Source organism: Cupriavidus gilardii (assembly GCF_013314895.1).
Lineage (GTDB): Bacteria > Pseudomonadota > Gammaproteobacteria > Burkholderiales > Burkholderiaceae > Cupriavidus > Cupriavidus gilardii_C.
The window spans coordinates 172915-185866 of the sequence record NZ_JABTYE010000001.1 but is presented as its reverse complement, the minus strand read 5'-3'; the positions used below and the strand labels follow the sequence as shown (position 1 = coordinate 185866).

Genomic DNA, 12952 nt, shown 5'->3' with positions numbered 1-12952 from the left:
TTCGATGCGAGGGGGAGGGAGTCGATGATACCGGCGCGCCGGAGGACGCGCCGGCTCACCTGCCGGTGCGGGCTTCGGCGCAGGCTCAGTGCCGGCGCACGCGGCGGAATTCGTCGACGATCAGCAGCACCGCGCCGACCGTGATCGCGCAGTCGGCGACGTTGAACGCCGGCCAGTGGTAGCCGCGCAGATGGAAGTCGAGGAAGTCGACCACATGGCCGTAGACGATGCGGTCGATCACGTTGCCGATCGCGCCGCCGAGCACCAGCGACACCGCCAGGCTGAACAGCTTCTGGCCGGCATGGCGGAACAGCAGCCAGACGATGAACGCGCCGACCGCCAGCCCCAGCCCGGTGAAGAACCAGCGCTGCCAGCCGCCGGCGTCGGCCAGGAAGCTGAACGCGGCGCCCTTGTTGTAGACCAGCACCAGATTGAAGAAGCCGGTGACCGGGCGCGATTCTCCATAGGTGAAGCTGCGCACGATCACGATCTTGAAGAACTGGTCCAGCACCACGACCAGCGCGGCGAAGGCCAGCCACAGCAGCGGGGTGGCGCTGCGGCTCTTGTTGCCGGCGGCGCGGCCGCGGGCAGTACGGGTGGTCGCGGCCATCAGGCGTGGCTCCTCGGTTCGCCGGCGCCGAACAGATTGCTCGTGCAGCGGCCGCACAGGGTCGGATGGGCGGCATCGTGGCCGACGTCCTCACGGTAGTGCCAGCAGCGCTCGCACTTGGCATGGCTCGACGGGTGCACGGTGACCAGCAGATCGCCGGCCTCGGGCGCAGGCGACACCGTCGCGGCCGAGGTCAGCAGCACGAAGCGCAGATCGTCGCCGAGGCTGGCGAGCGCCTCCAGCGCCGGACCGCCCGCCTGGATCGAGACTTCCGCCTGCAGCGACGAGCCGATGCCGCCCTCGGTCCGCACCGCCTCGAGCTGTTTGGTGACCTCGGCGCGTACCGCACGCACCGTGTGCCATTTCTGCAGCAGGTCGTCGGCCTGGTCCACTTCCGGCACCGTGTAGTAGGTGCTGGTGAAGATCGTGTCAGTATGCGCGGTGCCGTGCGCGAACACCTGCCAGGCTTCCTCGGCGGTGAACGACAGGAACGGCGCCATCCAGTGCAGCATGGCCTGCGTGATGTGGAACAGCGCGTTCTGCGCGGCGCGGCGCGCCTTCGAATTCGGCGCGGTGGTATAGAGCCGGTCCTTCAGCACGTCCAGGTAGAAGCCGCCCAGGTCCTCCGAGCAGAAGGTCTGCAGCTTGGCCACCACCGGGTGGAACTCGTAGACGTCGTAGTGCGACAGCACTTCCTTCTGCAGCTGCGCGGTCAGCGCGACGGCATAGCGGTCGATCTCCAGCCATTCCGACGGCGGCAGCGCGTCGCGCGCGTGGTCGTAGTCGGTCAGGTTGGCCAGCAGGAAGCGCAGCGTATTGCGGATGCGGCGGTAGCCCTCGACCACGCGCTTCAGGATCTCGTCGGAGATCGACAGCTCGCCCGAGTAGTCGGTCGAGGCCACCCACAAACGGATGATCTCGGCGCCCATCTTGTTGGCGATGTCCTGCGGCGACACGGTGTTGCCGATCGACTTCGACATCTTGCGGCCCTCGCCGTCGACGGTGAAGCCGTGCGTCAGCAGCGCCTTGTACGGCGGCTTGCCGTACAGCATCGAGGCGGTCAGCAGCGACGAGTGGAACCAGCCGCGGTGCTGGTCCGAGCCTTCCAGATACAGGTCGGCCAGGCGCCCGTCCGGCGTATCGGCGGCGGCATCGTAGAGGTCCTCGCGGTGCGAGCCCCGGATCACGGTCCAGTGCGTGGTGCCCGAGTCGAACCAGACGTCCAGCGTGTCGCGGTTTTTCTCGTACATCTCGGCGTCGGTCTCGCCCAGTTCTTTCAGGAACGCGGTGGCGTCCAGCGTCTGCCAGGCCTCGATGCCGTGCTGCTCGACCCGCTTGGCCACAGCCTCGAGCAGCTGCGGCGTGCGCGGATGCAGCGCGCCGGTTTCCTTGTGGACGAAGAAGGCCATCGGCACGCCCCACTGGCGCTGGCGCGACAGCGTCCAGTCGGGCCGGTTGGCGATCATGTTGTGCAGCCGCTGCTTGCCCCAGGACGGATAGAAGGCGGTCGCTTCGATGCCGGCCAGCGCGGTCTCGCGCAGCGTCGGACCGTTGTCGGCCGGCTCCACATCCATGCCGGCGAACCATTGCGAGGTCGCGCGGTAGATGATCGGCGTCTTGTGCCGCCAGCAGTGCATGTAGCTGTGCTCGTAGCGGTGCGAATTGAACAGATTGCCCGAGGCCTTCAGCGTCTCGACGATGCGCGGATTGGCATCCCAGATCGACAGGCCGCCGAACAGCGGCAGCCAGCTGGCATAGACGCCGTCGCCCATCACCGGGCTCAGGATGTCCTCGTCGCGCATGCCGTGCGCCTTGCAGGACTGGAAGTCCTCGATACCGTAGGCGGGCGCCGAGTGGACGATGCCGGTGCCGGTATCGGTGGTCACGTAGTCACCGAGGTAGATCGGCGACAGGCGGTCGTAGCCGGCGTCCATCTTCGCCAGCGGATGGTGGAAGCGGATCTCGGTCAGCGCCGCGCCCGAGCAGGTCGCGACGACGTCGCCTTCGAGCTCATAGGTCTTGAGCTGTTCCTCGACGCGCTCGGTGGCGAGGATCAGGAAGCCGCGCGGCGTGTCGATCAGCGCGTATTCGACTTCCGGATGCAGGTTCAGCGCCTGGTTCGACGGGATCGTCCACGGCGTGGTGGTCCAGATCACGATCCAGCCCGGCTTGGCGTTCAGCTGTTCCAGCGGCACGTGGAAGGCGCGCGCCAGCTTGTCGGTCTCGGCGAACGGGAAGCCGACATCGATCGACAGGTCGGTCTTGTCCTTGTACTCGACCTCGGCTTCGGCCAGCGCCGAGCCGCAGTCGAAGCACCAGTTGACCGGCTTCAGGCCGCGGAACACATAGCCCTTCTCGAGGATCTTGCCGAGCGCCCGGATCTCGTCGGCCTCGTTGCTGAAGTTCATCGTCAGGTAGGGGTCGTCCCAGTCGCCCAGCACGCCCAGCCGTTCGAAGTCCTTGCGCTGGCGGGCGATCTGCTCGGTGGCGTAGGCGCGCGCCTTGGCCTGGACCTCCTGCACCGGCAGGCCCTTGCCGTACTGCTTCTCGATCTGGATCTCGATCGGCATGCCGTGGCAGTCCCAGCCCGGCACGTAGACGGCGTCGAGCCCGCTCAGGCCGCGCGCCTTGATGATCATGTCCTTCAGGACCTTGTTGACGGCGTGGCCGATGTGGATGTCGCCGTTGGCATACGGCGGGCCGTCGTGCAGCACGAACTTCTTCGCGCCGCGGCGCGCCGCGCGGATCGCCTGGTAGATCTTCTTTTCCTGCCACTGCTTGACCCACAGCGGCTCGCGCTTGGGCAGGTCGCCCCGCATCGGGAACGGGGTGTCGAGCAGGTTCACCGGGTATTTGCTCTTTTCGGTGCTCTTCTCGGCGCTCTTGTTCTCCGGCTTGGCGCCGGCCTTGGCTTGCTTGGTGTCGGACATGACGATTCTCAGGGCGATTCGGTGAGCGCCCGGCCCGGACAGTGCGGGCCGGCGCAAAAAATGAGGCGGGGTCGGCGGTGACCCGGCTGCGCGCGCATGCGGCGAAAGCCGGCCGCTAGCTAATTCGGTCCGTGGCCGACGTGGTACGCACCGCCGGGGCGCCGGCCGTGCTGTCGGCGCCTTGGGCGTCGGGCTCGGTCAGGCCGAAGAAGGCGCGCGCATCCGCGCAGTCCTTGGCGATGGCCGCCGTCAGCGCTTCCAGCGAGTCGAAACGCGCTTCGTCGCGCAGCTTCTTGATGAACTCGACCCGCACCAGCTCGCCGTAGACGCTGCGGTCGAAATCGAACAGATGGACTTCCAGCAGCACGCGCCCGGCGTCATCGACGGTCGGCCGCACGCCGATGCTGGCCACACCCGGCAGCGGGCCGTCGGCCAGGCCGTGCACCTGTACCACGAAAATGCCGTTGACCGCCGGGCGCTTGTGCGGAATGCGCAGATTCAGCGTCGGAAAGCCGAGGTCGCGGCCGAGCTTGCGGCCGTGGACCACATGTCCACTGATCGCATAACCGTGACCGAGCAGTCGGCGGGCATGCTCCAGATCGCCCGCGGCCAGCGCCTCGCGGACCGCAGAGCTCGAGATGCGCACGCCGCCTTCCGAGACCGAGCCCATCTGCTCGACATCGAAGCCGTAGCGCTTGCCGGCCTGCTGCAGATAGGCGAAGTCGCCCGCCCGCTTCGCGCCGAAGCGGAAGTCGTCGCCGACCAGCACCCAGCGCGCATGCAGCCCGTGCCACAGCACGTTCTCGACAAAGGCTTCGGGCGATTGGGCAGCGAAATGGGCGTTGAAGTGCTCGACCACGACGCGGTCGACGCCGTTGCGGCGCAGACTTTCGAGCTTGTCGCGCAGCAGCGCGATGCGGGTCGGGGCGCGGTCCGGCGTGAAGAATTCGCGCGGGTGCGGCTCGAAGGTCATCACGCACAGCGGCAGCCCGCGCGCGTCGGCGGCCGCGCGCGCGCGCGCGAGCAGGGACTGGTGGCCCCGGTGCACTCCGTCGAAATTGCCGATGGTGAGTGCGCAGGGTGCCCGGCTCTCGGCATTGGGCAGGCCGCGGAAGACTTTCACGAGGACGGCGACAAACGGTTGGGTAAAGGCAGGATTATAAAGGGAACCGGCCGGGGAACCGGCGCTTTCCCCCGCGCTGCGGCACAACGGCGCCGGGCGCGTGCCGGGCGGCCGTGGCGGGAGCATCCCTGGCCCCCCTTGCAGTCCGGTGGCGCACCGCGGCGAAAGCCGGCATGATATGCCGCGTCCACATTCTCGCCGTCTCTCACGCCGCCCTCCGGTGCTGCCCGCCAACCTGATCGCGCTGCTCAAGCGCATCCTCCCGCCGCCCGCGCCGCCGCTGGATGCCGACACCGAGGCCAAGCTGCTGGCCGCGGTACATCGGGTGGTGCCCAGCGGCATCGTCGCGGCCCTGCTGCTGCCCGGGCTGACCGCCGCCGCCTTCTGGCACGAAGCCAGCCGCGGCGCGCTGCTGGCCTGGTGCGCGGCGATGCTGCTGCAGGCGGGGGCATGCGCCTGGTTCTATCTGGGCTACCGGCGCGATATCCCAACGCTGAGCCGCTCGGCCCACACCCGCAAGTGGCGCGATCCGATGCGCGGCGTGGCGGTGCTGGTGGGCCTGAGCTGGGGCAGTGCGGCGCTGCTGCATCTGGTGTCGTCGTCGGCGGTGTTTTCGGGCGTGCTGCTGGTGCTGACGCTGGGCGCGCTGGCCGGCGGCGCGAGCTCGCAGGCGCCAGCGCCGGTCAATCTGCTCTATGTCGGCATTCCGATCCTGGTGCCCAATCTGTTGCTGGCCGGCTACGCGTTTCCAGGCCACGGCGGCTATATCCGGCTGCTGCTGCTGATCTATGCGCTGATGCTGGCGCGCCATGCGCTGAACCTGCATGGATCGCTGGTGCGCGCGATCCGGCTGGAGGGCGAAAGCCGGCGGCTGGCGCGGCAGTTCCAGCAGGAAAAGGAGCGCGCGTTGCACGCCAGCGAGGAGAAATCCCGCTTCCTCGCCGCCGCCAGCCACGACCTGCGCCAGCCGGTGCACGCGCTGGTGATGCTGGTCGAGGCACTGCGCGCGCGCAACGATTCGCCGGTGCTGCGGCCGCTGGTCGAGCAGGTCGCGGCGGGCACGCAGACCATCGATCTGCTGTTCCGCTCGCTGCTGGACCTGTCCAAGCTGGAGGGCCGCAAGGTGTTGCCCACACTGGAGCCGTGCGATGTCGGGCAGCTGGTGCGCGAGGTCTGCGACCAGTTTGCCGGCGACGCGCAGGCCGCCGGATTGCGGCTGTCGCCGCGCGTGGCCGGCGAATTGCACGCGATGGCCGAGCCGGTGCTGCTGCGCCGGGCGCTGTTCAATCTGGTCCAGAACGCGCTGCGCTACACACGCCAGGGCCGGGTGCTGGTCGCCGCCCGCATGCGCGGCGGCCAGGTGCGGATCGAGGTCTGGGACACCGGCAGCGGCATCCCGCCCGAGCACCTGCCCGAGATCTTCGGCCCGTACTTCCAGGTTCACAACCCGCAGCGCGACCGCTCGCACGGGCTTGGCCTGGGGCTGGCGATCTTCAAGGAGTGCGTGCGGCTGATGCGCGGCACCTACGGCGTGCGCTCGGTGCCGGGCAAGGGCTCGATGTTCTGGTTCACGCTCAATCCAGCGCCGGCGGAGTCGGTGGCCATGATCCGCGCGATGCGGCGCGACGCGGTGGCGCAGCACGCGATGCCGGACCGGCTGCGCGGCGAGGTGCTGGTGGTGGACGACGACAGCCACGTGCGCAATGCCTGGATTGCGCTGATGGAGGCCTGGGGCGTGCGGGTGTGGTGCGCGGCCGATGGCGCCGAGGCCGAGCGGATGTTTGGGGGCGGCCTGCGCCCCGACATCATCTTCTGCGACCTGCGCCTGCCGGGAGAGGAAAACGGCCTGGCGCTGCTCGAGCGCTGGCAGCAGACCCAGCCGCAGGCGCGCAGCGCGCTGCTGACCGGCGACCTGAAGTCGGCGGCGCTGGCCGAGGCCGAGGAGGCGGGCTATTTCGTGCTGCCCAAGCCGGTCGACCCGGGCGCGTTGCGGATGCTGCTGCGGCGCTGGCTGCCGACGGCCGAAACCGCCTGACGCTGCGCGAATCCGAGCGAAGCGGCGCCGAACCTGCCCCAGCCGCTCGCGATTTCGGGCGTGCTGCCCCGGCCCCTACTGCCGCAGCCGGAACCGCTCCATGCGAGACATCACCTGCATCCGCGTGCGCACGCCCAGCCGCTGCAGGATTGCCGACACGTGCTCCTTGACCGTGTTCTCGGTCAGTCCCAGCTCGCGTGCGATCACCTTGTTCGGCAGGCCTTCCAGCACCAGCGCCAGCACCGAGCCCTGGCGCGGCGTCAGGCCGAGTTCGGCCGGCGTTACCGGAATGCTGTGCGTCGGGCCGAAGGCGCGCGGCTGGCCGTTCAGCGCCTCGTCTGACGGAAAGGCGGTATCGCCGGCCAGCACGCGGCGTACCACCGCGGCAAAGGCAGGGGCGTCCAGATGCTTGCCGACGAAGCCGAAGGCCGACAGCGCGCGGGCGCGTTCGACAACCTCGGGCGTGGCCTCGGCCGACATGAAGATGAAGCGGGCGGCCGGCACGATCGACTTGAGCGTCTGCATCGCATCGAAGCCGGTGCCATCGTTCAGCCAGATATCGAGCAGCACGATATCGGGCCGCAGCCCGCGTTGAAGGGTATCCAGCGCCTCGGAGGCGCTCCCGGCAGCATGGACTGCAACATCGGGCATCACCTGCGCCAGGAACAGGGTGGTGCCGGACAGCGCCATGGGGTGGTCGTCGACCACCAGCAAGGTCGGTGCAACATTCGACATGCGATTTCCCGTCTAAAACAGCTTCGCCCTTGTTGTATGGTCCCGTCCCGTCGTGCGGGCGGATTGGCGATAGGGCGACTCTAGCAGAGCGAGCGGGGCGTCACAATCCGCAATCGGGGGAAGCGCCGGCCAGTTAGTTTGCGCCGCAGGGGTCTCCGCGGCGCTGTGGCGGGGCGCCGCTTGGTAGAATTGCGCGATGAAAAACATCGTCATCCTCATCTCGGGACGCGGTTCCAACATGGAAGCCATCGTCCGGGCCTGCGCCGAGCAGGCCTGGCCGGCGCGGATCGCCGCCGTGCTGTCCAACCGCCCCGATGCGCCCGGCCTGAAGTTCGCCGCCGCGCAAGGCATTCCGGTCGGCGTGGTCGATCATCGCCACTATCCCGACCGCGCCAGCTTCGACAAGGCGCTCGCCAAGGCCATCGACGCCCATGTGCCCGACCTGGTGGTGCTGGCCGGCTTCATGCGGATCCTGACGCCCGAATTCGTCGAGCACTATGCCGGCCGCATGATGAACATCCATCCGTCGCTGCTGCCCAGCTTCCCCGGCCTGCATACGCATCAGCAGGCGCTGGAGGCCGGCGTCAAGGTGCACGGCGCCAGCGTGCATTTCGTCACCGCGGCCCTGGACCATGGCCCGATCGTGCTGCAGGCGGTGATCGAGGTCGGCCCCGACGACACGCCGCAGACGCTGGCCGCACGACTGCTGCCCTGCGAGCATCGGATCTATCCTCGCGCGGTGCGCTGGTTCGTCGAAGGGCGGCTGCGCGTCAAGGATGGCGCGGTCCATGTCGAGCCGCCGGAACCGCAATTGCTGATTGCGTTGGCTGCCTCGTCGGCCGACGGCACACCTTCGGAGCCCTCCACGGCGCCCGATTCCACACCGGACTCCCAGTCGGACTCCGCCACCCCTGTCGAACCCACCGGAGCCCGTCAATGACCCGTCCCGCCCAGGCACCGCGCGGCGGCGCGCGTCCGTCCCCGCGCACCAAGCGCAAGCCGAGCCCGATCCGCAAGGCCACCTCGCCGCGCGAGAGCGCCAACGATGGCCAGGCACGTCCGCACGGCGCCCTGCACGCCACGCATATCCAGCATATCGACCGGCTGCTCGGCAAGGTGATGCTGTTCGCGCGGCCCGCCGACGCCGTGGTCAGCTACTACTTCCGCGAGAACCCGAAGCTGGGCCATCGCGAGCGCGGCATCATCGCCGAGGCGGTATTCGCCGTGCTGCGCCGGCGCGTCGAGTTCGCCCAGTTCGCGGAGTCGGGCTCGGGCGCGGCACCGCGCCGGCTGGCGCTGCTGGGCCTGGCGGCGACGCTGGGCCGCGACGCGCTGACGCCGTTCCTCTATCCCGACGAGGCGCAGTGGCTGGACCGCCTGATGACGATCGAGCGCGCCAGCCTGGCACCGCGCGTGCGCGCCAATCTGCCCGAATGGCTGTACGAGCAACTGGTCGCCCGGCACGGCGAGGCCTTTACCTCCGCGCTCGGCGATGCCTGGCTGCGGCCGGCGCCGCTGGATCTGCGGGCCAATCTGATCAAGACCTCGCGGGAGGCCGTGCTGGCGGAACTGGAAGAGGCCGGACTCGAGGCCGAGCCGACCCCGATCGCGCCGACCGGCATCCGGCTGGCCGGCAAGCCGGCGTTGAACCAGTTGCCGCTGTTCATCAACGGGCTGGTCGAGGTGCAGGACGAGGGCAGCCAGCTGCTGTGCCATCTGGTCGCGCCGCGGCGCGGCGAGATGGTGGTCGACTTCTGCGCCGGCGCCGGCGGCAAGACGCTGGCGCTCGGTGCGCTGATGCGCTCGACCGGACGGCTTTACGCCTTCGACGTGTCGGACAAGCGCCTGGCCAATCTGAAGCCGCGCCTGGCCCGCAGCGGCCTGTCGAACGTGCATCCGGTGTTGATCGACTCGGAGCAGGACGCCAAGGTCAAGCGGCTCGCCGGCAAGATCGACCGCGTGCTGGTCGACGCGCCGTGCAGCGGCCTGGGCACGCTGCGGCGCAATCCGGACCTCAAATGGCGGCAGAACCCGCAGTCGGTGCTGGAGCTGACCGCCAAGCAGGCGGCGATCCTCGAATCGGCGGCGCGTCTGGTCAAGCCGGGCGGCCGCGTGGTCTATGCCACCTGCAGCGTGCTGGAGGCCGAGAACGAGGCGATCGTGCGGGATTTCCTGAGCCGCCATGCCGACTTCCAGCTGGTGCCGGTCGCGCAGGTGCTGGCCGAGCAGAAGATCGCGGTCGCCGACCTGCCGGAGGACGCGCAGACGCTGGCGCTGTACCCCCATTTGCACCAGACCGACGGCTTCTTCGCCGCGGTGCTGGAGCGGGCGCGGTAACGCGGCAAGGGGCGGGTGATCCTGCCCTTGTGCTGAATACCGGGCAGCCGCGGCCCGGTATTTTTTTGTTCATCGCTTTCTTCACTGGTTGAACTCGTCGCTCGATGGCCACCAATCCCCTGACCGATCTATCGCAATCCCACGCCGTGTTCGGCAAGATGCTCGGCGATCTGATGCAAGACGCCGGCGACCCGGGCTTTCTGTGGCAGCTCGCCGTGCTGGCCGGCTGCGTGCTGCTGGCCTGGCCGCTGGCCCGCCATGTTGCCGGGCGGCTCGAGGCCCGCTACGCGGGTTCGAGCTTCGCGCTGCGCTTTGCCGCCGCCAGCCTGGAGCGGGCGATGTTTCCGCTGTTCGGCTGGGTGCTGGTGCTGGCGGCGCGCTTCGCGCTGGCGCCGCTGATTCCGGTCAGCATGCTGCGGCTGGCGCTGGTGCCGCTGTTCGGCATCACCTTCCTGTACTTCGCCTTTTACGTGCTGCGCCGCGTGCTGTCCGGCAACGGCCAGTTGCACGGCATGCTGACGCTGGTCGAGAAGGTGCTGACCACGGTGGTCTGGGCCGGCATGGCGCTGTATGTGCTCGGCGTGCTGTCCGAGGTCGTGCAGTGGCTGCAGTCGATCCAGTTCGCCCTGGGGCAGCAGCGCATCAGCGTGGCCAGTCTGCTGATGGCCGGCGTGTGGATCCTGCTGACCGTGCTGGCCGCACTGTGGTTCGGTTCGTGGCTGGAAGAGCGGCTGATGCGCTCGGCCACGATCGATACCAGCCTGCGCGTGGTGCTGACGCGGCTGTCCAAGGCGCTGCTGCTGCTGGTGTCGCTGCTGTTCAGCCTGTCGTTGGTCGGCATCGACCTGACCGTGCTGTCCGTGTTCGGCGGCGCCCTCGGGGTGGGTCTGGGCCTGGGCCTGCAGAAGATCGCCAGCAACTACGTATCGGGTTTCATCATCCTGCTGGACCGCTCGGTCAAGCTCGGCGACCAGATCACGGTCGACAAGTACACCGGCATCGTCGCGCAGATCCGCACCCGCTACACCGTGGTGCGCAACGGCGACGGCGAGACCCTGGTGCCGAACGAGCAGCTGGTCGCGCAATCGGTGCAGAACCATTCGTTTTCGGACACCAATGTGCGGGTTGCGACCCGCGTGCAGGCCGACTACGACGCCGATCCCGAAATGGTGCTGGCACTGCTGACCGAGGCGGTGGGCGGCGTGCCGCGCCTGCTCGCCGACCCGGCACCGTCGGCCTTTCTGGTGGCGTTTGCCGACAGCGGCATCGAGTACGAAGTGGCCGGCTGGATCGCCGATCCGCAGAACGGCAAGCTGGGCGTGCAATCGGAAATGAACCGGGCCATCTGGAAGGCATTCCGCGCCAGCGGCATTTCGATTCCCTACCCGCAGCGCGAGTTGCGTGTGCTGCCCCAGAATGGGGCGCAGACGGTCACACCGGTATCGATGGTGGCGGCCAATGCGGCCGAATCGGCATAACCGCGACGCTATTCGGCGCATATGTGACGCGTTTGCCATTGAAGGAACGATGTATCGTTTTCGGCGTCCAACACGGCAAACGAAAAGCATATGCACGGGTAAAAGCGGATGCTGGAACGGTGGCGTTCCGGTAAAATCGCGGGTCGTCCCGGGAATTCTCCCGGCCGGACTACCGATCCGTGCCCGAGGGCCAGCCGCCAGATTGCAGCGGCGCGTGCCGGGGTCCCGCGAAGGCGCAAGGCGCCTTGGCTGACGCCATAAGACGCAATCACTGGATTTGCAGTCATTTTTCTGCGCGTTGCTGCGACACCCTCGCGCGTCGCAGCCAGCCTCTATCTAGCACGGAGAACAGTTTGTTCGACACAATTCTTCAGTGGGCCGCCAACGGCCTTCTCGACTGGTCCTGGTGGAAGATCGTGATCTTTACGTTGGTCATGACCCATATCACCATCGCCGGCGTCACGATCTTCCTGCATCGGTGCATGGCGCACCGGTCGCTCGATCTGCACCCGATCGCCTCGCACTTCTTCCGTTTCTGGCTGTGGCTGACCACCGGCATGGTCACCAAGGAGTGGACCGCGATCCACCGCAAGCACCACGCCAAGTGCGAAACCGAAGACGATCCGCACAGCCCGCAGACGCGCGGCATCCGCAAGGTGCTGCTCGAAGGCGCCGAGCTGTATCGCGCGGAAGCCAGGAACAAGGAAACCGTGACCAAGTTCGGCCACGGCACGCCCGACGACTGGATCGAACGCAATCTGTATTCGCGCTTCACCTGGCAGGGTGTCGGCCTGATGCTGATCATCGATCTGGCGCTGTTCGGCGTGATCGGCCTTTCGGTCTGGGGCGTGCAGATGCTGTGGATCCCGATCCATGCCGCCGGCGTCATCAACGGCCTGGGCCACTGGTGGGGCTATCGCAACTACGAGTGCGAGGACGCGTCGACCAATGTGTCGCCGTGGGGCATCATCATCGGCGGCGAGGAGCTGCACAACAACCACCATACCTATCCGACCTCGGCCAAGTTCTCGATCAAGTGGTACGAGTTCGATATCGGCTGGTGCTACATCCGCGCGATGCAGGCGGTCGGCCTGGCCAAGGTCAAGAAGACGCCGCCCAAGGCCCGTCTGGTCGAGGCCCGTCCGGTCGATCACAACACGCTCGAAGCAATCATCGCCAACCGCTATGACGTGATGGCCCGCTATGGCAAGGCGCTGAAGAACGCATACCGGCAGGAACTGGCCCAGCTGAAGGCCAAGCGCGTTGCCGACTATCGCCGCTTCAAGCTGGCCAGCAAATGGCTCCATCGTGACGAGACCAAGCTGGCCGAGCCGCAGCGCGAGCAACTGGCCAGCATCGTCGAGCACAACAAGGCGCTGCAGACCTTCGTCGAAATGCGCCGCGAACTGGCCGCGATCTGGGGCCGCTCGAACCTGACGCGCGAACAGCTGCTGCAACAGCTGCAGGCCTGGTGCCACCGCGCCGAAGCCAGCGGCATCCAGGCGCTGCAGGAGTTCTCGCTGCGCCTGCGCCGCTACGCGTAACGCCTGATAAGAACGACAGCGCCTGCTACAATGCCAGGCGCGCCCGAAGCCCCGCCATGCTGTCGCTGGCGGGGCTTTTCTTTTGGCGATGCCGCCCCATCCAGGCACCGGTCCCGGCCGCCATGACGATGCGATGCGATGGCGAGCAAGGGTGCCCCGA

General features: G+C 67.9%; 9 protein-coding genes. 5 read left to right on the top strand and 4 right to left on the bottom strand.

Features of this window, described 5'->3' with window-relative positions:
* Window positions 1-85: 85 nt before the first annotated feature.
* The 3 genes from lspA to HTY53_RS00845 all read right to left on the bottom strand — a co-directional run bounded on the left by lspA (window position 86) and on the right by HTY53_RS00845 (window position 4663).
* Entirely contained in the window at window positions 86-610 is a 525-nt protein-coding gene (gene lspA, locus HTY53_RS00855; RefSeq protein ID WP_174104502.1) for a signal peptidase II, read from the bottom strand.
* On the bottom strand, window positions 610-3540 hold the full coding sequence (gene ileS, locus HTY53_RS00850; RefSeq protein WP_174104501.1) for an isoleucine--tRNA ligase: 2931 nt from the start codon (window positions 3538-3540) through the stop codon (window positions 610-612). Before ileS ends, lspA begins: the two co-directional genes overlap by 1 nt.
* Window positions 3541-3655: 115 nt before the next feature.
* Window positions 3656-4663, bottom strand: a complete 1008-nt coding sequence (locus HTY53_RS00845) for a bifunctional riboflavin kinase/FAD synthetase (RefSeq protein WP_174104500.1) — start codon at window positions 4661-4663, stop codon at window positions 3656-3658.
* Window positions 4664-4886: 223 nt separating this feature from the next.
* Between HTY53_RS00845 and HTY53_RS00840 the strand changes: the two genes are divergently transcribed.
* Window positions 4887-6698 carry a hybrid sensor histidine kinase/response regulator gene (locus HTY53_RS00840; RefSeq protein ID WP_254599744.1) on the top strand — a complete coding sequence of 604 codons (1812 nt, stop codon included), beginning with the start codon at window positions 4887-4889 and terminating at the stop codon, window positions 6696-6698.
* Window positions 6699-6773: 75 nt separating this feature from the next.
* On the opposite strand, the gene HTY53_RS00835 is transcribed toward HTY53_RS00840, so the two are convergent.
* Window positions 6774-7433, bottom strand: coding sequence for a response regulator (locus tag HTY53_RS00835; RefSeq protein ID WP_174104499.1), 660 nt, complete (start codon window positions 7431-7433; stop codon window positions 6774-6776).
* Window positions 7434-7629: 196 nt separating this feature from the next.
* Here HTY53_RS00835 and purN point away from each other — a divergent pair, with 196 nt between their 5' ends.
* From purN to HTY53_RS00815, 4 genes are all read left to right on the top strand, one after another.
* The gene (gene purN, locus HTY53_RS00830; RefSeq protein ID WP_174104498.1) at window positions 7630-8373 is read left to right on the top strand and encodes a phosphoribosylglycinamide formyltransferase; all 744 of its coding nucleotides are present in this window, start codon (window positions 7630-7632) and stop codon (window positions 8371-8373) included.
* Window positions 8370-9770, top strand: a complete 1401-nt coding sequence (locus tag HTY53_RS00825) for an RsmB/NOP family class I SAM-dependent RNA methyltransferase (RefSeq protein WP_174104497.1) — start codon at window positions 8370-8372, stop codon at window positions 9768-9770. The genes purN and HTY53_RS00825 overlap by 4 nt, the downstream gene beginning before the upstream one ends.
* A 104-nt stretch (window positions 9771-9874) precedes the next feature.
* Window positions 9875-11248: a mechanosensitive ion channel family protein gene (locus tag HTY53_RS00820; protein WP_174104496.1), complete on the top strand. Its 1374-nt coding sequence runs from the start codon at window positions 9875-9877 to the stop codon at window positions 11246-11248.
* 353 nt (window positions 11249-11601) lie between these two features.
* The gene (locus tag HTY53_RS00815) at window positions 11602-12792 is read left to right on the top strand and encodes a DesA family fatty acid desaturase (RefSeq protein ID WP_174104495.1); all 1191 of its coding nucleotides are present in this window, start codon (window positions 11602-11604) and stop codon (window positions 12790-12792) included.
* Window positions 12793-12952: the final 160 nt, after the last annotated feature.